Annotated in this window: 21 protein-coding genes; 11 read left to right on the top strand and 10 right to left on the bottom strand. The window is 63.1% G+C overall.

The window, feature by feature from the left end; genetic code table 11:
* Positions 1-43 precede the first annotated feature (43 nt).
* On the bottom strand, positions 44-964 hold the full coding sequence (locus ACSQ3L_RS01685; protein WP_436158353.1) for a LysR substrate-binding domain-containing protein: 921 nt from the start codon (positions 962-964) through the stop codon (positions 44-46).
* 162 nt (positions 965-1,126) lie between these two features.
* Here ACSQ3L_RS01685 and ACSQ3L_RS01680 point away from each other — a divergent pair, with 162 nt between their 5' ends.
* The 4 genes from ACSQ3L_RS01680 (at position 1,127) to ACSQ3L_RS01665 (ending at position 5,648) form a co-directional block, all read left to right on the top strand.
* A complete protein-coding gene (locus ACSQ3L_RS01680) occupies positions 1,127-2,344 on the top strand; it encodes a urate hydroxylase PuuD (RefSeq protein WP_436158352.1) in 1,218 nt (405 codons plus the stop codon).
* A 1-nt stretch (position 2,345) separates the two neighbouring features.
* The gene (gene guaD / locus ACSQ3L_RS01675; protein ID WP_436158351.1) at positions 2,346-3,662 is read left to right on the top strand and encodes a guanine deaminase; all 1,317 of its coding nucleotides are present in this window, start codon (positions 2,346-2,348) and stop codon (positions 3,660-3,662) included.
* Positions 3,663-3,882: 220 nt separating this feature from the next.
* On the top strand, positions 3,883-4,386 hold the full coding sequence (locus ACSQ3L_RS01670; RefSeq protein ID WP_436158350.1) for a heme-degrading domain-containing protein: 504 nt from the start codon (positions 3,883-3,885) through the stop codon (positions 4,384-4,386).
* Positions 4,383-5,648, top strand: a complete 1,266-nt coding sequence (locus ACSQ3L_RS01665) for a glycerate kinase type-2 family protein (protein ID WP_436158349.1) — start codon at positions 4,383-4,385, stop codon at positions 5,646-5,648. The genes ACSQ3L_RS01670 and ACSQ3L_RS01665 overlap by 4 nt, the downstream gene beginning before the upstream one ends.
* 1 nt (position 5,649) lies before the next feature.
* On the opposite strand, the gene ACSQ3L_RS01660 is transcribed toward ACSQ3L_RS01665, so the two are convergent.
* The 3 genes from ACSQ3L_RS01660 to ACSQ3L_RS01650 are packed head-to-tail and all read right to left on the bottom strand — an operon-like array spanning position 5,650 to position 9,184.
* A complete protein-coding gene (locus ACSQ3L_RS01660; RefSeq protein WP_436163366.1) occupies positions 5,650-6,330 on the bottom strand; it encodes a UdgX family uracil-DNA binding protein in 681 nt (226 codons plus the stop codon).
* 56 nt (positions 6,331-6,386) lie between these two features.
* The gene (locus tag ACSQ3L_RS01655) at positions 6,387-7,772 is read right to left on the bottom strand and encodes a glutamine synthetase family protein (RefSeq protein ID WP_436163365.1); all 1,386 of its coding nucleotides are present in this window, start codon (positions 7,770-7,772) and stop codon (positions 6,387-6,389) included.
* A 32-nt stretch (positions 7,773-7,804) separates the two neighbouring features.
* Entirely contained in the window at positions 7,805-9,184 is a 1,380-nt protein-coding gene (locus ACSQ3L_RS01650) for an aspartate aminotransferase family protein (RefSeq protein WP_436158348.1), read from the bottom strand.
* A 156-nt stretch (positions 9,185-9,340) separates the two neighbouring features.
* On the opposite strand from ACSQ3L_RS01650, the gene ACSQ3L_RS01645 reads away from it, so the two are divergent.
* Positions 9,341-9,793 (top strand): hypothetical protein, encoded by a 453-nt coding sequence (locus tag ACSQ3L_RS01645; RefSeq protein WP_436158347.1) that lies wholly within the window; start codon positions 9,341-9,343, stop codon positions 9,791-9,793.
* Positions 9,794-9,801: 8 nt separating this feature from the next.
* On the opposite strand, the gene ACSQ3L_RS01640 is transcribed toward ACSQ3L_RS01645, so the two are convergent.
* The 4 genes from ACSQ3L_RS01640 to ACSQ3L_RS01625 all read right to left on the bottom strand — a co-directional run bounded on the left by ACSQ3L_RS01640 (position 9,802) and on the right by ACSQ3L_RS01625 (position 12,833).
* On the bottom strand, positions 9,802-10,776 hold the full coding sequence (locus tag ACSQ3L_RS01640; RefSeq protein ID WP_436158346.1) for a WD40 repeat domain-containing protein: 975 nt from the start codon (positions 10,774-10,776) through the stop codon (positions 9,802-9,804).
* A 105-nt stretch (positions 10,777-10,881) separates the two neighbouring features.
* Entirely contained in the window at positions 10,882-11,409 is a 528-nt protein-coding gene (locus ACSQ3L_RS01635) for a GNAT family N-acetyltransferase (protein WP_436158345.1), read from the bottom strand.
* Entirely contained in the window at positions 11,406-11,684 is a 279-nt protein-coding gene (locus ACSQ3L_RS01630; protein WP_436158344.1) for a DUF1778 domain-containing protein, read from the bottom strand. Before ACSQ3L_RS01630 ends, ACSQ3L_RS01635 begins: the two co-directional genes overlap by 4 nt.
* A 90-nt stretch (positions 11,685-11,774) precedes the next feature.
* Positions 11,775-12,833 (bottom strand): CobW family GTP-binding protein, encoded by a 1,059-nt coding sequence (locus ACSQ3L_RS01625; protein WP_436158343.1) that lies wholly within the window; start codon positions 12,831-12,833, stop codon positions 11,775-11,777.
* A 469-nt stretch (positions 12,834-13,302) separates the two neighbouring features.
* Here ACSQ3L_RS01625 and ACSQ3L_RS01620 point away from each other — a divergent pair, with 469 nt between their 5' ends.
* Positions 13,303-13,773 carry a MarR family winged helix-turn-helix transcriptional regulator gene (locus ACSQ3L_RS01620; protein WP_436158342.1) on the top strand — a complete coding sequence of 157 codons (471 nt, stop codon included), beginning with the start codon at positions 13,303-13,305 and terminating at the stop codon, positions 13,771-13,773.
* Between the two features lie 22 nt (positions 13,774-13,795).
* On the opposite strand, the gene ACSQ3L_RS01615 is transcribed toward ACSQ3L_RS01620, so the two are convergent.
* Complete coding sequence (locus ACSQ3L_RS01615; protein WP_436158341.1) at positions 13,796-14,668, bottom strand: AraC family transcriptional regulator; 873 nt, start codon at positions 14,666-14,668, stop codon at positions 13,796-13,798.
* A gap of 52 nt (positions 14,669-14,720) precedes the next feature.
* Between ACSQ3L_RS01615 and ACSQ3L_RS01610 the strand changes: the two genes are divergently transcribed.
* The 5 genes from ACSQ3L_RS01610 (at position 14,721) to ACSQ3L_RS01590 (ending at position 18,783) form a co-directional block, all read left to right on the top strand.
* Positions 14,721-15,128, top strand: coding sequence for a DUF2000 family protein (locus ACSQ3L_RS01610; protein WP_436163364.1), 408 nt, complete (start codon positions 14,721-14,723; stop codon positions 15,126-15,128).
* A 201-nt stretch (positions 15,129-15,329) separates the two neighbouring features.
* Positions 15,330-16,214, top strand: a complete 885-nt coding sequence (locus tag ACSQ3L_RS01605; RefSeq protein ID WP_436158340.1) for a DMT family transporter — start codon at positions 15,330-15,332, stop codon at positions 16,212-16,214.
* A 78-nt stretch (positions 16,215-16,292) separates the two neighbouring features.
* Entirely contained in the window at positions 16,293-17,315 is a 1,023-nt protein-coding gene (locus ACSQ3L_RS01600) for a LacI family DNA-binding transcriptional regulator (RefSeq protein ID WP_292180338.1), read from the top strand.
* Positions 17,312-18,295 carry a 2-hydroxyacid dehydrogenase gene (locus ACSQ3L_RS01595; RefSeq protein ID WP_436158339.1) on the top strand — a complete coding sequence of 328 codons (984 nt, stop codon included), beginning with the start codon at positions 17,312-17,314 and terminating at the stop codon, positions 18,293-18,295. Before ACSQ3L_RS01600 ends, ACSQ3L_RS01595 begins: the two co-directional genes overlap by 4 nt.
* An 83-nt stretch (positions 18,296-18,378) precedes the next feature.
* Positions 18,379-18,783, top strand: a complete 405-nt coding sequence (locus ACSQ3L_RS01590; protein ID WP_436163363.1) for a hypothetical protein — start codon at positions 18,379-18,381, stop codon at positions 18,781-18,783.
* On the opposite strand, the gene ACSQ3L_RS01585 is transcribed toward ACSQ3L_RS01590, so the two are convergent.
* Entirely contained in the window at positions 18,784-19,557 is a 774-nt protein-coding gene (locus tag ACSQ3L_RS01585) for a gamma-glutamyl-gamma-aminobutyrate hydrolase family protein (RefSeq protein WP_436158338.1), read from the bottom strand.
* Positions 19,558-19,779 lie beyond the last annotated feature (222 nt).

Raw genomic sequence — 19,779 nt, 5'->3', positions numbered from 1 at the left:
GCCCGGCGGATAGACCAACGGGTCCGCACTTGCCGGCCAGTCCCTATTTTCCAGCAAGCAGATCGTTGATCAGCCGCTGGCAGCGCTCGGCCATGAAGTCGAGCAGCAGCCGCACTTTTGGATCCTGCAGCTTCTTGTGCGGATAGACGGCGGCGAACTGCACCGGCGTTGGCGGCGTACTGCTCAGGATCACTTTCAGCCGCTGGTCGCGGATGAACGGCTCGACCTCGAAGCGCGGCTTGTTGATGATGCCGCGCCCCGACAGTGCCCAGCCGGTTAGCACGTCGCCATCGTCGGTGTCATATGGCCCGTGCACTTCGAATTTCTGCGGGCCTGTGGGGGTCTGCAGCGTCCACACATATTCGCGCGCGCCGGAATAGCGCAGCATCAGGCAGTCGTGCTTCTTGCCGATCAACTCCTGCGGCTCGATTGGCTCGCCGCGCGCCTCCAGATATTTCGGCGCCGCCACCAGCACGCGCTCGCATTCCATGATGCCGCGCATCCTGAGGCTGGAATCCTCGATGATGCCGAGCCGGAACGCGACGTCGATGCCTTCCTTCATGATGTCGACATTGTGGTCCGAGAGCCTCAGCCGCACCTCGATATCGGGATATTTGTCATGGAAATCGGGAATGCCCGAGGCGACCAGCCGGCGGCCGAGGCCAAGTGGCGCGGTCACGCGGATGGTGCCGCGCGGCTGGCCGGACAGTGCGGAGACGGCCGCTTCCGCCTCGGTGATCGCCTCCAGCACCTGCTTGGCGCCTCCGTAAAAAACCGTGCCGTGCTCGGTCGGCATCAATTGCCGTGTGGTGCGATTGAACAGCCGCACGCCAAGATGCTTCTCCAGCTCCTTGATGCGGTTGGAGGCGACCGCCGGCGAAATGCGCATGTCACGCCCGGCCGCCGACAGATTGCCAAGCTCGACGACGCGAACGAAGACGGCGATGTTGTCGAGATAGGCCATGCGGTTTCGTGGCTTTCCTGAGGCCGCCTTCGGGCGGCTCTCATCCTGCTGCATGCAACGACCCTAGTATTTTCCATTTTTTTTTGAAAGTCATCGCGCACCTCGCCCCTTTCCGTTTGCGCTCCAGCCCGTAAAGTCACCTGATCGGCAGGGACGACTTCAATGATGGATTTCGCGATTTTCTGGGACTGGCTGAGCTTTGCCGTGCGCTGGCTCCATGTCGTCACCGGCATCGCCTGGATCGGCTCGTCCTTCTACTTCGTCGCGCTCGACCTCGGCCTGCGCCAGCGCCCGGGCATGCCTGTCGGCGCCTTCGGCGAGGAATGGCAGGTGCATGGCGGCGGTTTCTACCACATCCAGAAATATCTGGTGGCGCCGGCCGAGATGCCCGAGCACCTGACCTGGTTCAAATGGGAATCCTATGCCACCTGGCTGTCCGGCTTCGCCATGCTGTGCGTCGTCTATTACGCCGGAGCCGATCTGTTCCTGATCGATCCGAACGTGCTGCCGATGTCCGTCCCGGTCGGCATCCTGCTGTCGCTGGCAACGATCGGCGTCGGCTGGGTGGTTTATGATCTCCTGTGCCGATCGCCGCTGGGAAAAAGCGACACCGGGCTGATGCTGGTGCTTTATTGCGTGCTGGTCTTCATCGCCTGGGGGCTGACCCATCTGTTCACCGGGCGCGCCGCCTTCCTGCATCTGGGCGCCATCACCGCGACGATCATGTCGGCCAATGTCTTCATGGTCATCATCCCCAACCAGAAGATCGTCGTCGCCGACCTCATCGCCGGCCGCAAGCCCGACCCGAAATACGGCAAGATCGCCAAGCAGCGTTCGCTCCACAACAACTACCTGACGCTGCCGGTGCTGTTCCTGATGCTGTCGAACCACTATCCGCTGGCGTTCGGCACGCAGTTCAACTGGGTCATCGCCTCGTTGGTGTTCATCATCGGCGTGCTGATCCGGCACTATTTCAACTCGGTCCATGCCCGCAAGGGCAACCCGACCTGGACCTGGATGGCAGCGCTTGTCCTGTTCATCATCATCATCTGGCTTTCGACCGCGCCGAAGGTGATGACCGGCGAACCCAAGGAATCCGCGTCGGCGCAAATCTATGTCGCTTCAGCGCATTTTCCGGCGGTGCGCGACACCGTGCTCGGCCGCTGCTCGATGTGCCATGCGGCGGAGCCGGTCTATGAAGGCATCTATCATGCGCCCAAGGGCGTCATGCTCGACACCGACGCCGACATCGCCAACCACGCCCGCGAGATCTATCTGCAGGCCGGCCGCAGCCACGCCATGCCGCCCGCCAACGTCAGCCAGATCACCGACAAGGAACGGGCACTGCTGGTGGCCTGGTTCGAAGGCGCGGGGAAATAGCATGAACTCGACACTTCTGCGCGGCCGTACGCTGTCCTTCGTGCGCTGGCCGCAAACCATCGACGACCATTCCGCCTGGCGTTACGAGGAGGATGGCGGCCTGCTGATCCGCGATGGCCGGATCGTCGCCGCGGGCGCCTATGCCAATGTTGAAAAGCAAGCCAGCGAGGCCGCGAAAAGAATCGACCACCGGCCGCATCTGCTGCTGCCGGGCTTCATCGATGCCCATGCGCATTTCCCGCAGATGCAGGTCATCGCTTCCTACGGCGCCGAACTGCTCGATTGGCTCAACACCTATACTTTCCCGGAAGAGACGAAGTTCGCCAACGCCCAGCATGGTCGCCGCATCGCGCGGCTGTTCCTGGACGAGGTGGTGCGTCACGGCACCACGACGGTTGCCGCCTACTGCTCGGTGCACAAGGCGTCGGCCGAAGCCTTCTTCGCCGAATCGCACGACCGCAACATGCTCAACATCGCCGGCAAGGTGATGATGGACCGCAATGCGCCCGACGGCGTGCTCGACACACCGCAATCCGGTTACGACGACACGAAGGCGCTGATCGCCGAGTGGCATGGCAAGGGGCGGCAGCTCTATGCCATCACGCCGCGCTTCGCCATCACCTCGTCGCCTGAGCAGATGGAAATGGCTGGCGCGCTCTGCCGCGAACATCCCGACCTGCACATGCAGACCCATCTGTCGGAAAACCACGCCGAGATCGCTTTCACGCAGAAGCTCTATCCGTGGTCGCGCGACTACACCGACGTCTACGAGCATTATGGGCTGCTGGGGAAAAAGAGCCTGTTCGGCCACTGCATCCATCTATCGGAGCGCGAAGCGGATGCGCTTTCGGACTCGGGCTCGGTGGCGGTGTTCTGCCCGACCTCGAACCTGTTCCTCGGCTCCGGCCTGTTCGATTACCAGCGCTTCCGCCGCCGCGACAAGCCGCTCCGCATCGCCGCCGCCACCGATGTCGGCGGCGGCACCAACTATTCGATGCTGCGCACCATGGACGAGGGCTATAAGGTGATCGCGCTGAACGGCGAGAAGCTGAACCCGTTCCAGTCCTTCTGGCAGATCACGCGCGGCAATGCCGAGGCACTGTCGGTGGCGGAAAAGATCGGCACGCTGGATCAGGACAGCGATGCCGACATCGTCGTGCTGGATGCCAGGGCGACACCGGCGATGCGGCTCAGGATGGAAACGGTCGAAACGCTGGCGCAGGAACTGTTTCTCCTGCAGACGCTGGGCGACGACCGCGCTGTCCGCGAGGTCTATGTCGCAGGCCGGTCGGCAAAGAGCGATATGATCGCGGGGTAAGACCCCCTCACCCGGATTGCCAACCGAATTGCGAAGCGCAATTCGGGGCAATCCGACCTCTCCCCGAGGGGAGAGGAGGAAGCCGAGGCCCGTGCTCGTCTCTTCTCCCCTCGGGGAGAAGGTGGCCGCGTAGCGGCCGGATGAGGGGGCTGCGGCGACGGGAGCTTGACCGGGCGGAGCTTGTCGTACAAACGACGTGTGACGATTTCGGAGAGAGAAAATGGCCGTTGCTGACGACATCGCTCTGATCAGGAGACAGGAAGAAGTTCTCGTCTTCGCTGCCTTCGACGAGGCTGTTGCTTTCACAATAGGCTCGGCGATCCGCGACCGGGCCTTGGCTGGAAACCTGCCAATCATTGTCGACATCAGGACCTTCGACCGGCCTCTGTTCTATGCCGCGATGCCTGGTTCGAACGCTTCCAATCCCGATTGGGCGCGGCGCAAGATCAATGTCGTCAGGCGGTTCCTTAGGAGCACCTACCGCATGGTGCTTGAGCAGCAGCGTCCGGACCGCACCTTCAAGGTTGGCGAAGGGCTGGATATATCAGACTACGTGCTGGCCGGCGGCGGGTTTCCAGTGACGGTCAAGGGCGCTGGCGTCATCGGTGTGATTGCTGTTTCCGGACTGCCGGAGCGCGAGGATCATGGCGTAGTCGTCGACGCGCTGTGCGATCATCTGGGCATCGAGAAGCGCGGGCTGGTACTGTCTCGGGAAGCCGAATGACAGCGCTCGATCCCAAAACCTTCCTCACCTCGATCTTCAATGCCGCCGTCGCCGCCGCCGATCCGGAACGCACCATCCGGGATCATCTGCCGGCCAAGCCCAAGGGCCGCACCGTCGTCATCGGCGCCGGAAAAGGCTCGGCGCAGATGGCGGCGGCGTTCGAGAAGGTGTGGGACGGTCCGATCGAAGGGCTGGTCGTCACCCGCTACGGCTATGGCGCCAAATGCGAGCGCATCGAGATCATCGAGGCGGCGCATCCGGTGCCGGACGCCGCCGGTCTTGAAGCTTCGCGCCGGCTGCTCGCCAAGATCCAGGGGCTGACAGCGGATGATCTGGTGGTGGCGCTGATTTCGGGCGGTGGCTCGGCGCTTTTGCCGTCGCCGGCCGGCAGCCTGACGCTGGTCGACGAGATCGCGGTCAACGAGGCGCTGCTTGCCTCCGGCGCGCCGATCGCGGCGATGAACACCATCCGCAAGCACCTTTCCACCATCAAGGGCGGCAGGCTGGCAGCGGCCGCGTGGCCGGCCAGGGTGGTGTCGCTGGTCGTCTCCGATATTCCTGGCGACAATCCGGCACTGGTTGCCTCCGGCCCGACTGTGCCGGACACTGGCAGCCGCGCAGATGCGCTGGCCTCGATATCAGCCTATGGCATGAAACTGCCGGCCTCGGTCATGGCGCATATCAATTCGCCGGCCGCCGACGCGCCAAACCCGGATGACAAGCGCTTTTCGCGCAACGAGGTGCACTTGACCGCTTCCGCCGGCGTGTCGCTCGAAGCGGCGGCTGTGGAGGCGAAACGACAGGGCGTCGAGGCCGTCATCCTCTCCGATGCAATCGAAGGCGAGGCGCGTGAGGTTGGCGGGGTGCATGCGGCCATCGCGCGCGAAGTGGCGACGCGCAACCGGCCATTTTCAAAGCCGGTGCTGATCCTGTCGGGTGGCGAAACCACAGTGACGTTGCGGGCAAAAGGCAAAGGCGGCCGCAACTCGGAATTCCTGCTCGCCTTTGCCATCGGCATCAATGGCGTCGACGGCATCCATGCGCTGGCCGCCGACACCGATGGCATCGACGGCTCGGAAGACAACGCTGGCGCCTTTGCCGACGGCTCGACCGTGTCGCGCATGCGCGCGGCCGGCGTGGACGCCAAGGCGATGCTTGCCGGCAACAATGCCTGGACAGCCTTCAACGCGATTGGCGATCTGTTCGTCCCCGGTCCGACGGGCACGAATGTCAACGATTTGAGGGCAATCCTGATCAGGTAGCTCAAGCAGCCATTAGCCGCTTCACCTGTTTCATATCCTGCAGGAACCGTTCGCGTTCGGCCTCCTTGTCCGCAGGCTCGCGGATGCGCAGGATGAGAGAGGGATGGATGGTGACAAAGACCCGCAAGCCGTCCTCGCGCTCGATCACCTGTCCCCGCATTTTCATCACCGGGACTACTCTGCCAAGCAGCGACACCGCAGCCGTTGCGCCAAGTGCGACGGCAAGTTTAGGCTTGATCAGCTCGAATTCCCGATCGATCCACCAGCGGCAGGCCTGAATCTCGCCGGCATTCGGCTTGGAATGAATACGACGCTTGCCGCGTGGCTCGAACTTGAAATGCTTGACCGCGTTGGTGACGTAGACTTTTTGACGATCGACACCGGCGTCATCAAGGATCGCATCGAACACCCTGCCGGCCGGGCCGACAAAAGGTTTGCCGGCGAGATCCTCCTGATCGCCGGGCTGTTCGCCGACGAAGATCACCTTGGCGCCGTCAGGCCCTTCGCCGAACACGGTCTGTGTTGCATTGCGCCAAAGCGAGCAGCGGCGGCAAACTTTCGCGACCTCGCGCAATTCCGTGATCGAGCCGGCATCGGCCTCGTCCGGCATCGGCTCGACGCGTGGTACGGAAACACGCCGGCCCGGCATCTTCGCCTCACGCTGAAGGCCTGTGGTTACCATCATCCTGCCTCATCCATTCGATACTGAAATGGGCGAGATGGACGATGGTTCCTTCCTCACACCTCGTGCAGATAGAGGTGGTAATCCAGTTCGCTGACCGTGCGAGCCACGCGCAAGTACTCGGACTGTTTGATCGCCACGAAGGTACGGTGCAAATCCTCGCCGAGCGCGTTCTTCAGGAAGCTGGACGCCCGGGCCGCTTCGATCGCGGCGCGCCAGTCGACCGGCATGGTCGTGCGCGTGACCGCTGCCTCATAACCGTTGCCTGTCGTTTCGGGGCCGGGATCGAGGCCTTCATCCATACCCTTGATGATGCCGGCGAGCACCGTCGCGGCGATCAGGTAGGGATTGGCGTCGACGCCGGATGGCCGGTGCTCGATGCGCCGGTTCTTTGCGTCGCCCGCCGGCACGCGCAGCGCCACCGAGCGGTTGTTGACGCCCCAGGTCGGCGCCACCGGCGCATAGGATTGCGAGACGAAGCGCCGCCACGAATTGGCATGCGGCGCAAACACCAGCATCGATTCCGCCATCGTCTGGATCAGGCCGCCGAGCCCCTGCAGCAGCGGCAGCGACCAGCTCTCGCCGCCGGCTTCCGCAAAAACGTTTCGGCCGGCCTTGTCCTGCAGCGAGACGTGGAAGTGCATGCCCGAGCCGGCATATTTCTCGATCGGCTTGGCCATGAAACAGGCGGTGACGCCGTGGCGGCGCGCCTGCGCCCGCACCAGCCGCTTCAGCATGACCAAATCGTCGGCCGCCCGCATCACATCCTTGCGGTAGTTCAGCGTCAATTCGTACTGGCCAGGCGCGTATTCGGAGATGACCGTCTCGGCCGGAATGCCTTGCGCCTTGGCCGCTGCATAGATGTCGGAAAACAGCGGCTCCATGCCGTGCAGATGATCGACGGAATAGACTTCCGTCTTGCCCGAGACGCGGCCGTCGAGCACGGCGCGCGCCGGCTGCACCTTGCCGTCGGCATCGCGCTCATTGGCCAGCAGGAAGAATTCAAGTTCGAAAGCTCCGGCCGGATAGAGGCCCTTGGCCGCCAGGATGTCGACTTGCCGAGCCAACGCCAGCCGCGGATCTGACGACATCGGCCGTCCGTCGAGCATGTACATCGTCATCAGCAACTGGCCGCGCGGCGGGTGCGTGCCGTAGAGCGGCACCAGCGTGCCGGGGATCGGCCATGCCCTGAGGTCGCCGTCGCCGGTCGTCCAGATCAGCCCGGTCTCGTGCACATCCTCGCCGGTGATATCGAGGCCTAGGATCGAGATCGGCATGTGGCGGCCGCCCTCGAAGATGCTTTTCAGCTCATGCCGGCGCACGATCTTGCCGCGACCGACGCCATTGGCATCGGTCAGCACGATATCGAAAGCCTCGATCTCGGGATGGGCGTCGAGAAAGGCTTGCGCCTCGGTGAGCGTCGAGCCCGAAGGCGAGGTCATCATAGCATTGGGGTGGTCCATCGCCGCTTGTCTCATGCCGCAAGCTTTGCCGCAACCGCGCCGAAGGCGGTGATCAGCCGGTTGACCTGGGTCCCAGTGGTCGCTGGCGAGATCAGCATCATGTTGTGGAAGGGCGCGATCAGCACGCCGCGATTGACCAGTGCGACGTGGATGGCGGCCTCCAGTTCCGGCGCGTGCGCGGTCTCCGCCTCGGCGCCATTGCGCAGCGGACCGGGCGCGCAGATGAACTCGACACGGGCGCCGACGCGCGAAACATGCCAGGGCAGCTTGTAGCGGTCGATCACGCCGGTCAGCCCGGCATCGAGCCGCCGCGCCAGATGGTCCATCCGGTCATAATTTTCCTCAGTCATCACCTCTTCGAGCGTGGCGCGCATCGCCGCGAACTGCAGCGGGTTGGCCGAGAGCGTTGTGCCCATGCCGGAATAGCCCGGTTCCTTGGTCCTGTTGTAGTCTGCATAGCGCGAGGCGATGTCGTCGCTCATGCCCCACACACTGGCCGGCACACCGCCGGCGATCGGCTTGCCGAGCACGAAGAAGTCGGGTTCCAGCCCGTATTTCCTGGTGTAGCCGCCGGGGCCGGTCGAGATCGTATGCGTCTCGTCGATCAGAAGCAGCGTGTCGGCTTGGCGCGTTAGTTTGCGCAGCGCGTCATGGTAGCCCGGATCGGCCAGCACCATGCAGGAATTGGTCAGCACCGGTTCGGCGATGACGCAGGCCACATCCTTATCCCTAAGCGCGGCTTCGAGTGCTGAAACATCATTGAACTCGATGACCTTGGCCGTGCGGGTCAGGTCGCGGAACTCGCCGGCCAATCCCGGCCGGTTGACTGGCTTGCCGTCGACAAGTCGCACCATCGTCTCGTCGACCGAGCCATGATAGCAGCCGTTGAAGACGAGGATTTTTTCGCGCCCGGTGATGGCGCGGGCGACACGCAGCGCAAAGCGGTTGGCGTCGGTCGCCGTCGTCGCGATTTGCCAGAAAGGCAGCCCGAAGCGCTGCTGCAGCAGCGGCCCGATCGCGAGCGCGTCTTCCGAAGGCAACATATAGGTCAGGCCGCGCCCGGCCTGGCGGCGGATAGCGCGCGCCACCGGCGGCGGCGAATGGCCGAACATCGAGCCGGTGTCGCCAAGGCAGAAATCGTCGAGCCTGATGCCGTCGATGTCGGTGATCGTGGCGCCCTTGGCGCTGTCGACCAGGATCGGGAACGGCGTCGGCCAGTCGTTCATCCAATGCATCGGCACGCCGCCGAAGAAGCCGGGCAGGCCGTTGCCGGCCTTGGCTAGCGACTTTGGCCGCGCCTTGCGGAAGGCCGCCCCCTCGGTTTCGCGCAGCTCGGTAATGCGGTCGCGGCTGATGCCGCCGATGGACGTCTTGGACGTGTCGCTATGCATGAAAACCCCTCTGGTCGATCCCTCTTAGCCAATCCGGGTCCGCATCCGCAATTGGCCGCGCATCCATCCTGCGTTGGCTCAGCCTTTGGGCAGCGGCGCTTGACCGCGCTGCCGAAGTCAGCGCCAATATGAGCGGGAATTGAGGTGAGGGGCAAAATGCGGACGATCATCTGTGTGGCAATGCTTCTGTCGTCGGCTGGCGCCGCCGTCGCGTCAGGTGGCATCTGGTGCTCTACCGACGACGCGGCGGCGATATTCGAGGTCGAGGCCGGCGTCACCAGAGGCATGGGCGGTCCGACCTTCAACTTTCGCGGCGATCTCGAAATCAAGGCAAGGCCGGTTGGCGATCATCTGCGCAAGACGGTGTTCGAGGATTCCAACCTCACCCAGTACTGGCTGGACGGCAAGGAACTGCGGCTGAACATCTACCGCGAGTACGAGGTGGCAAACGCCTTCAATTCTGTTGAGCTGACGATCCTGACCAAGGCCAGCGACGAAGGCGTCTATGACGGGCAGTACACGCTTGCCATCTATGACAATGCCGCCGACACGGACAAGGACGGCAAGCCGGTCGAGCTGATCGGCAAGGTCTCCTGTGGAGCTGAATAAATCCTGAACTACGCCGTGATGTCGATGACGCCGCAGTCGCCGGCGGCACTGCCGAAGGCGACCCGGCGCTCTTCCTTGTCCCACATCATCGAGGTGACGGCGCCCTTGCCCGGCCGCCGCAACAGCACTTCCTTGGCATCGGAAAAACGCACAGCCATGACCATGCCGTCATCATAGCCGATGGCAACGACATCCTGGCTCGGGTGACAGGCGACAGCAGTCACCATGGCGTTGCCGCGCGTGCCGAGTTCCAGCGGCGCCTTGCCCATCGGCCCGTCCTTACCCGAAAACGGCCAGACGATCGCCGCCGGCGCGCCGGAACTTGCCAGCCACTTGCCTTTCACGCTCCACGACAGGCTTTTGACCTTGCCGGGATAGCCGCTCATGCGCATGTGCTTGCCGTCGGCGAGCTTCCAGCCGTGCAACGCATTTTCCTGCATCGTGGTGACGAGGAAGGCGCCATCGGGCGAGAAGGTGATGCCGGTGTGAGCGCCGGCCCATTCGAGCTCGACCGGCTTGCCCTCCGCGGCCGGGAAATGCAGCGTCGCGCCATTGTAGCGGGCAACGCCGAAGCGCATGCCCTTGGGCGAAAACGCCAGCCCTTCGACCGAGCGCGGATGGACGAATTCCCTGGTCTTGCCGTCAGCAAAGCGCACGAAGGCAGTCTTGCCTGAGGCATAGGCGACGGCGCCTTGCGGCCCGGCCGCGACGCTGGTGATCCATTTCTTTCCGGCACTGGTCAGTTCGGTCGCCTCGCCGCCGGCTTTCACGGCAAACACCTTGCCATCCTCACCGCCGGTGATCAGCCGGTCGTTGGCCGCATCATGGAAGGCGGCGAGCAGCCCGTCATTGGCCTGAACTGTCTTGTGACCATGGTCGAGCCGATGGACGGCGCCGTCGGCCAGCGCGAAATGCGGCACGTCGCCCAGGAAGACGGCGGCGATGCAGTGGCCTTCAAGATCAAGCGGAGCGACGGTTGGCATGGTTATCTTTATTCACCTGGACGAGATTGCAGAGACAACCCGGCGGCTTACTCGACGTTTGCGGTTCCGGCAATATGAGGATTGGCGAGTCGCGGGAGGCGATCGTCAAAGCAGTCCCTTCTCCCGCAGATCGGTTGCAAACGTCGCCAGGGGCATCACCAGGGTCAACTCCGATCCCAGGAGGTGCTCGGCGCCATAGCTGACATACCACCTTGCCGCCAGCTCGCTCTTGGCGTCGATGATGAGCAGGATGCCGCCGCCCTCGCCAGCAAGCCGTAGGCAGCGCAACGCCGCGGCTGCAAGCAACTGGCCGCCGAGCCCTTGCCCTGCAGCGGTGCGATCGGTCGCGAGCCGGGCAAGCTTGAAACCGGAAACCTCGTGTCGGGCTAAGCCCCTCGCCATGGCTTCGGGCACGGTTTCATGCGCGACTGCAGACGGTGCGATCGTATAGAAACCGAGGATACGCTCCGAAGCCGCGTCATCGATCGCACAGAAGGTCTTGGCTGCGTTCTGATCGTGGCTCTGTCGCGCGAACCGCCGCAGAAAGTCGTTCATCTGCGCGTCGCCGCAATCGAAGGAAGCCCGATCGTGACGTTTCGCAATCGGTTCTTCGTGCCAGGACGGAAGCGTCACAGAGTATCCGGCAAGGCAGCGATCGCGGCCTTGAGCTTGGTGTTGGGTTTTGGCGGGTGCTCCAACAGGTCGAGGATGCGCGAGAAATCGCGACCGGACACCTTCGTCACCTCGGCTGCTTCGATCACAGCCTGCGCTTCTGGCACGACCTTATCGAGGATAAAGTCGGCCATGTCCTTGTGCGATAGCGCTGCGGCGCGGGAGATCATCGCCTTCTGCTCAGGCGGAATGCGGATTTGGTAGCGCTCGGTCTTGTTGTCGGCTGATCTAGACATAGGTCATTCCTCGCCGCTGATATCGTGTACACATGATATGTGTACACGAGGAGATATTCAACCCACCCTGAACAGCGCTACGAGGATGATTTATACCTGGCAGGCGTCGAAGCTCTTCTTCAACCGCTCGGCGTCGAGTTCGCGGCCGATGAACACCAGCCGGCTCTCATGCTTTTCGCCGTCCTTCCAGGCGCGCTGGTGATCGCCCTCGATGATCATGTGCACGCCCTGGATGACATAGCGCTCGTCATCGCCCTTGAGCGCGATGATGCCCTTCAGCCGCAGGATGTTGGGGCCTTCCATCTGGGTGATCTTTTCGATCCACGGGAAGAATTTCTTCGGGTCCATCTCGCCGCCGCGCAGCGATACCGACTGCACCGTCACGTCATGGATGTCGGATGCGTGCGCGTGATGGTGGTGGTCGTGCCCGTCATGATCATGATGGTGATGACCGTGCCCGTCATGATCGTGGTCATGATGATCGTGATCGTCATGCGCCTCGAGGAAGTGCGGATCGTTTTCCAGCGCCCTGGACAGGTCGAAGGCGCCGCGGTCGAGCACTTCGGTCAGCGCGACGCCGGCTCGCGTCGTGCGATGGATCCTTGCAGCTGGATTGATGGCGCGGATCGTCGCCTCGACCTTGGCGAGCTCTTCAGGGGTGACGAGATCGGTCTTGTTGAGCACGACGACGTCGGCGAAGGCGATCTGATCCTCGGCCTCCCTGGAATCCTTAAGCCGCAGCGGCAGATGCTTGGCGTCGACCAGCGCCACGACCGCGTCGAGCCTGGTCTTGGAGCGCACGTCGTCGTCCATGAAGAAGGTCTGCGCCACCGGCACCGGATCGGCGAGCCCGGTGGTCTCGACGACGATGGCGTCGAAGCGGCCCGGCCTGCGCATCAGGCCCTCGACGACACGGATCAGGTCGCCGCGCACAGTGCAGCAGACGCAGCCATTGTTCATCTCGTAGATTTCCTCGTCGGATTCAACGATCAGATCGTTGTCGATGCCGATTTCGCCGAATTCATTGACGATCACGGCGTAACGCTTGCCGTGGTTTTCCGACAGGATGCGGTTGAGCAGCGTCGTCTTGCCGGCGCCGAGATAGCCGGTCAGAACGGTTACGGGAATCTGCGTCTGTGCGTCGCTCATGGCTTGCCTCTAAGGTGCTGGGTCCGCAAAAAATCGGCCCTCGAAAAACGGATTGTTGGCTCCATATAGGATGTGTGCCGGGCTTTTGCACGGGGCAAACCGATGGGCCAAACCGACTTGGTGACATTGCCGAATTGCCGCCATAACCGCCCAGATCAGGACGCGGCAGGCGATGCGAAGCCAAATTCGAGAGGCACCGTATGTCCGGAGGATGCCTCTCAACCGCTGATGATCGTCGCGGTGAAGCCCGGCTGAGCGACATTCCCTCATGCCTGCTCGCGACGAAAACTCCGGCCGCGAAAACTCGTTTGTCATCTAACTGAAATAAACATCTGGCATTAGCCACGGCGGACACCACAATGCTTGCCGGCAAAGCTGTTTGAAGCTCCGGAATCTTTTTCATCGTCGATTGCCAACCGGCCGGCTGCCTCTATGCTGCCCGCACCGGTAAGGCCGAAGAGGGATGACCATGGCCAAGGCGGACAAGACTGCGACAATGAGCCGGCTGCATTCGGCGGCAAGGCTGGCAAGAACCGCGTTGGCGGCACGGCTTCTGGCGCACGGCTTCTATGCCGGCCAGGACCAGATCATGCTGTCGCTCGACCGTGAGGACGGCCAGACGCCTGGCAATCTTGCCGGCCGCCTCGGCGTGCGCCCGCCCACCATCACCAAGACCATCAACCGGCTACAGGCTCAAGGTTTTCTGGAGAAGCGCGCCTCGTCGGCTGATGCTCGCCAGGCGCACATCTTCCTCACCGACACCGGCCGCGACATCATTCACGCCATCGAGAAATCGGTGAAGAAGACCGAAAAGCTGGCGTTGAAGGGGCTCGACAAGAAGGATCAGAAGGCGCTGTTCAAGCTGCTTGCCCGCATCGAGGCCAACCTCTCGAACGAGGAACTGGTGTTGATAGACGACGACGCCGAGACGGACGAATGATCGCCTGATCCCGGCACAACGATCAAGCCGCCCCCGCCGCAGATCCGTGGATCAGCGACGACCAACGCCCTGGCGTCATGCCGAACGCCTTCTTGAATTGCCTGATGAAATGGCTTTGGTCGCTGAAGCCGGCTTCGACCGCGATCTGCGCCAACGGCTCGCCGGCGGCGATCATCCGCCGCGCCCGCTGCAGCCGGCGCATCACCAGGAAGCGATGCGGACTGGTCGAGAAGGCGGCGCGGAAATGCCGTGACAAGGCATAGCGATCAAGCCCGGTTACAGCTTCCAGTTCGCCGGAGCGCACCGGCCGGGTCAGGTTTTCCGTGAGATAGTCGCGCGCCAGTGCAGCCGCCCGCCGCGCTGTCGTGGTCATCGGCTTCGCTGGCTGGCCGGCATGCCGGGTCAGGCTTTGCATCAGTTGCGTCAGGAAGTCGTCGACGAACAGCTCGTCGAGTTCCTGCTCCAGCGGCCCCAGCGCCGAGAGCAGCGTTGCGCAAAAGGCCGCGTCCGTCACCACGCCATCCCCGACAAATGGCAGCGACGTGCCGCCAAGGCAGTCGAGCATCAGCGATGGCTCCAAATAGAGCATCCGGTAGCGCAGGCCGTCCTCGGTGCCGGCGCCGCCGTCATGCAGCTCGTCGGGATGCAGCACGATGATCTGGCCGGGCAGGCTGTGGCGTGTTGCGCCGAGGTAGCGAAACGTCTGCACCCCGTGCAGCGTCACCCCGATCGCATAGGTATCGTGGCGATGAATGTCGAAGGCGCTGCCATGGAAGCGCGCTTCGATCCGCTCCATGCCGGCAGGGTCGGGGGCGGAGATGATGCAGTTTTCCGCCGCCTCGACGCACAAACGTCCAAGACCCCTAAAGGCCTGGCTGTCTAGATCGTGCGACATCGTCTCCTTCAGCCCCGAACGCGGGGCGCAACCTCGAATGGTCTATTTTCTCATGTTCGATACGAAATTTGCAATCGTGCTCCGGGAGGATCTGCCGGTCTGGCAGAAACTCAACGTCACCGCTTTCCTGACCAGCGGCATCGTCGCCCAGTTTCCCGACATCATCGGAGAACCCTATCGCGATCGCGCCGGCAATCTCTACAATCCGCTGTCGATCCAGCCGGTCATCGTGCTGTCCGCCGACCAGGCGACGCTCGGCACGATCCACCGGCGCACGCTGGAGCGCGGCGTGACGACCTCGCTCTATGTCGAGGAGATGTTCGCGACCGGCTTTGACGCGGCCAATCGTGCCGTCTTCACCGAATTTGCGCCAGAAGGCGCCAAGGTGGTCGGTCTTGCACTTCGCGCCGAGAAGAAGATTGTCGACAAGATCACCAAGGGCGCCCGCATGCATGCCTAACTCCTAAAAGCATGGACTTAAGCCTGCCGCCGTCACTTGTTGTGCCAGCTGGCTTTGGCGTGACGGCTGGCGACAATTGGCTTGCCGGGAGCCGGCAATTCCCGCAAAGGTGGGCTCCAGCCCAGCTTCCCACCCGGCCTGCAAGTGAGTGCTCCCCAAAGACATGTAGAAAGCGCGACGCCCCCGGTGGCGATCCTGTGCATGCTTTCCACCTATCTCTGCTTCACCTTCCTCGACACATCAAGCAAATACCTCGTCCTTGCCGGCGTTTCCGTGCTGGTCGTTGCCTGGGTGCGCTTTGCCGTGCATGTCGTCCTGGTCGGCACGCTGTTGCGCGGCTGGCGCCAACCCATGCGGTTTCGTCCGGTCAACCTGCCGGCGCATATCTTGCGTGGGGCGTTCCTGTTCGGGTCGACCATCTTCAATGTCCTGGCGCTCAAATCCCTGCAACTGGCCGAGACCACCTCGATCTATTTCTTCGGGCCGATGGTGATCACGGCACTGGCCGGTCCGCTGCTTGGCGAGTGGGCAGGCTGGCGGCGTTGGCTGGCGATCCTGGCGGCCTTTGCCGGTGTGCTCATCATCACCCGGCCAGGCGTCGGCGTTTTCGGCATCGGCCATCTGTTTGCGCTCGGCTCGATGCTGTCGAACTGCTTCTACGTCGTCATGACGCGCCGCATGTCGGCGACCGAGACCTCGGAAAGCCTGATCCTGTTTTCGGCGCTGGCGCCGGCGCTGCTGCTTTTGCCGTTGCTGCCGTTTTCGTTTTCGCTGCCGCATGACGGCTGGCACTGGTTCGTGCTGCTCATGCTTGGCGTGTTCGGCGGCGTCGGCCACTGGTTGCTCGTCCAGGCCTACCGGCTGGCGACAACCACGGCATTGGCGCCCTATCCCTATTCCCAGATGGTGTGGATGATCATTTCCGGCTGGATCGTCTTCAAGCAGTTTCCCGACCGCTGGACGCTGGTCGGTGCAGCCATCATCGTCGCCAGCGGCCTCTATATCGTTCACCGCGAGCACCGGCTTCGGCTGCAGAGCCGCGCAGCCTCGGATGTCGAGGCGGAAGCGCTGGCAAAAAAACTTTGATTTGACCCCGATCGGTGGCATAACGCCGCCTTTAAACAGTTTAGATTTGAATTTGGGTCGGTCGGGGAGCACAGGTCGCTGGCACAGAAAATCAAGCTTTCGACGATCGCGGATGCGCTCGGCGTGTCCACGGCCACGGTCTCGCTGGCGCTGCGCGACAGCCCGCTGGTTGCCGGCACTACCCGCGATCGCATCAAGGAACATGCTCGCGCCATCGGCTATATCTACAACCGTCGCGCCGCCAGCCTGCGCACCTCGCGTTCGGGCATTGTCGGTGTCGTCGTCCACGACATCATGAACCCGTTCTTCGCCGAGATTCTGCGTTCGATCGAAAGTGAGCTCGACCGCAGCCGGCAGACCTTCATCCTGTCCAATCACTATGATCAGCTCGAAAAGCAGCGCACCTTCATCGACACACTTTTGCAGCTCGGCGCCGACGGCGTCATCATGTCGCCCGCCATCGGCACGCCGGCTTCCGACATCGTGATGGCCGAGGAGAATGGCCTGCCGGCGGTGCTGATCGCGCGCACCGTCGAGGGCGCTGACGTGCCGGTCTTTCGCGGCGACGACTCTTATGGAACAGGCCTCGCCACCAACCATCTGATCTCACTCGGCCACAAGCGCATCGCCATGATCGGCGGCACCGACCAGACCTCGACCGGCCGCGACCGCTACCAGGGCTATGTCAACGCGATGGATGCGGCCGGGCTGGAAGTCAGGCCGTCCTGGCGCATCGCCGGACCGCGCACCAAGCAGGCCGGCTTCGAGGCCGCCGGGCAGTTCCTGGCGCTGAAGGACAGACCAACGGCTGCATGCTGCTGGAACGATCTTGTCGCCATCGGCCTGATGAACGGCATTGCGCGCGCCGGCCTGGTGCCGGGCGTCGACATCTCCGTCACCGGCTATGACGATCTCGAAGAGGCGGCGATCGCGACGCCGGCGCTGACCACCGTCTGGAACGGCCAGCGCGAGGTTGGCCGCCGTGCTGCCAGCGCGCTGCTCGACAAACTCAACGGGCAGACGGTGCGGCCCTCGCAGGAATTGATCAAGCCGGAACTGCATGTGCGTCAGTCGACCGGCAAGCCGGTGGAGCGCGCATGACCAAGGCCGAACAGCTGCAGACCGTTGCCATTCTGGTGCCGGGCGATTTCAACGACCATGCGGTCGACCGCATCGACCATACATTCAAGCGTGTCACGATCGAACGTGCCGATCCGTCGCTGGTAACCGAAGAGATGCGCAGCAACGTGCGCGGCATCGCTTCGTTTGCCGGCATCAACGCGGCGATGATGGATGCATTGCCCAACCTCGAACTCATCGCCTCCTTCGGCGTCGGCTATGATTCGGTCGATGTCGGTCATGCGGCCGCGAAAAACATCATGGTCACCAACACGCCTGACGTGTTGACTGAGGAAGTCGCCGACACCGCGATCGGACTGCTGATCAACACTGTCCGTGACCTGCCGCGCGCCGAAACCTGGCTGCGCGATGGCAGCTGGGCGCGCAAGGGCAACTATCCGCTAAGCCGGCTGACCTTGCGCGGACGCAGTGTGGGTATCTTTGGCATGGGCCGCATCGGGCAAGCCATCGCCCGGCGTTTGGAAGCTTTTGGCCTGCCGGTCGCCTACCACAACCGGCGCCGTGTCGAAGGTCTTTCCTATCGGTACCACCCGACGCTGAAAGGGCTCGCCGAAGCCGTCGACACGCTGATTTCGGTGGCGCCAGGCGGCGCCTCGACGGAGAAGGCGGTCAGCGCCGCAATCCTATCGGCGCTTGGCGCCAACGGTGTCTTCGTCAACATCGGCCGTGGCAGCACGGTCGACGAGGCAGCGCTTGCGGCGGCCCTCGCCAATGGCACCATCGCCGCTGCCGGCCTCGATGTCTTTGCCGACGAACCGAACGTGCCCAAGGCGCTGCTCGACGCGCCCAACACTTCGCTGCTGCCGCATGTCGGCTCGGCCTCGGACCACACTCGTCGCGCCATGGCGGATCTCTGCGTCGACAATCTTGTGTCCTGGTTCACCGAGCGCCGCCCGCTGACGCCGGTGCCCGAGACGGCGGGCGTCAAGGCGCGAGCTTGAATGGCCGGCTGCCACACTTATTAACGTCAGCTTAACCCTTTGGAATCATTCTTCAACCTGTCCGTGTGGGTGGATGAAGAATGATGAAAGCACTTTCCGTATTGATCGCTGTCGCAGCGCTGTTTGGCGGCGTGCAAATGTTTCATGACGGCAGCGGCGAAAGCGTCGCCAACGAGGCCGCTCCGTCCAACAGCTACAGACTGATCGCCAATGGCGATGAGGCGGCCTGTGCAGTCAGCCGCGGGGCCGAAATTTCGGACGGCTTGTCGCTGCTCACCGTTGCTCCGAAATGCCGCCGGCTGTTGCCGGGCATAGAGCAGGCGAAGTTCTGGCGCGAGCAAAACGACGGTACGGTCGCCTTCAGCGCTAATGGCACCGACCCCATCGTCACATTCGCGGTTGCCGACGGCAACGGCTATGAATCCTATGCCCCGGCGCTTCCGCTGCTGTCGCTGGCGGCCACCGGTGATAAGAAATCTGGCGACTGATTATTCCGCTGCGGCCCGCGCGCCAGCCTTCGCTGCGGCGTGCAGGCGAACCGCATCGCCGAAGGCACGGAATATTTTCACCGAGTTGCTGTCCGACTTGACCCAATACTCCGGATGCCATTGCACGCCGACGGCGAAGGCGCGTGAATCGCGCACCGAAACCGCTTCTATCGTTCCGTCGGTGGCGACCGCCTCGATCCGCAGCTTCGGGCCGAGCCGGTCGATCGCCTGGCGGTGCAACGAATTGACCTTGATGTCGCCGGCACCGAACACACCGGCCAGGCAGCTGCCTGGCTTGATCGAGATAGTCTGGTGAATGGCGAAGCGTTCGTCCTGCTTGTCGCTTACCGGCGCGCGGTGGTCGAGCGAACCCTCGCGCTCCTGGATCTCGGTGCCCAGCGTGCCGCCCAGCGCCACGTTCAACTCCTGGATACCGCGGCAGATGGCGAGCAGCGGCACGCCGCGCTCGATCGCCCGGCGGATCAGCGGCAGCGTCGTGGCGTCCCGCGCCGGATCATAGGGGCCATTGGCTTCGCTGGCATCGCCGCCATAGAGCGAGGGATGTACATTGGATTTCGAGCCGGTGACCATGACGCCGTCGACCGACGACAGGAGTTCATCGAAGTCGAGCTGGTCGCCGAACGATGGCACCAGCAGTGGGAACACGCCGGCGCCGGTGATCGCCGCTTCCAGATATTGCTGCGGGGCGGCATGCCAGGTGTAGTTGTCGAATTGACGGACGTCGGTCGATATGGCGACGAGCGGCTGATGCATTTTGGCTCTGTGTTCCATCTGGGCAAGGGATGTCCTGCCTGCAAAATAGGCGATCTCTGGTCATTTTTCCATGACAAGTTTCAGCATGTCGCATAGGCCACGAAACTGCCCGTTAGACTATAGTTGCAGGGCCGCATGGCTTCGCCGTCAAATCGGGCCGCCGTGCTGGACTCGACTTCTTGCCCGTGTATTGTTTCGAGCGAACCGATACGGGAATCGAGG

This window comes from Mesorhizobium sp. LjRoot246 (assembly GCF_964254115.1).
Classification (GTDB): Bacteria; Pseudomonadota; Alphaproteobacteria; order Rhizobiales; family Rhizobiaceae; genus Mesorhizobium.
Note: the sequence above shows the minus strand (reverse complement) of the source record. Positions and strands in the feature narration are given on the sequence as shown.

What these genes read in the sequence shown, in the direction of transcription:
- ACSQ3L_RS01685 (WP_436158353.1), bottom strand. Translation starts at nt 964, where the DNA reads ATGGCCTATCTCGACAACATCGCCGTCTTCGTTCGCGTCGTCGAGCTT.
- ACSQ3L_RS01680 (WP_436158352.1), top strand. Translation starts at nt 1,127, where the DNA reads ATGATGGATTTCGCGATTTTCTGGGACTGGCTGAGCTTTGCCGTGCGC.
- guaD (WP_436158351.1), top strand. Translation starts at nt 2,346, where the DNA reads ATGAACTCGACACTTCTGCGCGGCCGTACGCTGTCCTTCGTGCGCTGG.
- ACSQ3L_RS01670 (WP_436158350.1), top strand. Translation starts at nt 3,883, where the DNA reads ATGGCCGTTGCTGACGACATCGCTCTGATCAGGAGACAGGAAGAAGTT.
- ACSQ3L_RS01665 (WP_436158349.1), top strand. Translation starts at nt 4,383, where the DNA reads ATGACAGCGCTCGATCCCAAAACCTTCCTCACCTCGATCTTCAATGCC.
- ACSQ3L_RS01660 (WP_436163366.1), bottom strand. Translation starts at nt 6,330, where the DNA reads ATGGTAACCACAGGCCTTCAGCGTGAGGCGAAGATGCCGGGCCGGCGT.
- ACSQ3L_RS01655 (WP_436163365.1), bottom strand. Translation starts at nt 7,772, where the DNA reads ATGACCTCGCCTTCGGGCTCGACGCTCACCGAGGCGCAAGCCTTTCTC.
- ACSQ3L_RS01650 (WP_436158348.1), bottom strand. Translation starts at nt 9,184, where the DNA reads ATGCATAGCGACACGTCCAAGACGTCCATCGGCGGCATCAGCCGCGAC.
- ACSQ3L_RS01645 (WP_436158347.1), top strand. Translation starts at nt 9,341, where the DNA reads ATGCGGACGATCATCTGTGTGGCAATGCTTCTGTCGTCGGCTGGCGCC.
- ACSQ3L_RS01640 (WP_436158346.1), bottom strand. Translation starts at nt 10,776, where the DNA reads ATGCCAACCGTCGCTCCGCTTGATCTTGAAGGCCACTGCATCGCCGCC.
- ACSQ3L_RS01630 (WP_436158344.1), bottom strand. Translation starts at nt 11,684, where the DNA reads ATGTCTAGATCAGCCGACAACAAGACCGAGCGCTACCAAATCCGCATT.
- ACSQ3L_RS01625 (WP_436158343.1), bottom strand. Translation starts at nt 12,833, where the DNA reads ATGAGCGACGCACAGACGCAGATTCCCGTAACCGTTCTGACCGGCTAT.
- ACSQ3L_RS01620 (WP_436158342.1), top strand. Translation starts at nt 13,303, where the DNA reads ATGGCCAAGGCGGACAAGACTGCGACAATGAGCCGGCTGCATTCGGCG.
- ACSQ3L_RS01615 (WP_436158341.1), bottom strand. Translation starts at nt 14,668, where the DNA reads ATGTCGCACGATCTAGACAGCCAGGCCTTTAGGGGTCTTGGACGTTTG.
- ACSQ3L_RS01610 (WP_436163364.1), top strand. Translation starts at nt 14,721, where the DNA reads ATGTTCGATACGAAATTTGCAATCGTGCTCCGGGAGGATCTGCCGGTC.
- ACSQ3L_RS01605 (WP_436158340.1), top strand. Translation starts at nt 15,330, where the DNA reads ATGCTTTCCACCTATCTCTGCTTCACCTTCCTCGACACATCAAGCAAA.
- ACSQ3L_RS01595 (WP_436158339.1), top strand. Translation starts at nt 17,312, where the DNA reads ATGACCAAGGCCGAACAGCTGCAGACCGTTGCCATTCTGGTGCCGGGC.
- ACSQ3L_RS01590 (WP_436163363.1), top strand. Translation starts at nt 18,379, where the DNA reads ATGAAAGCACTTTCCGTATTGATCGCTGTCGCAGCGCTGTTTGGCGGC.
- ACSQ3L_RS01585 (WP_436158338.1), bottom strand. Translation starts at nt 19,557, where the DNA reads ATGCATCAGCCGCTCGTCGCCATATCGACCGACGTCCGTCAATTCGAC.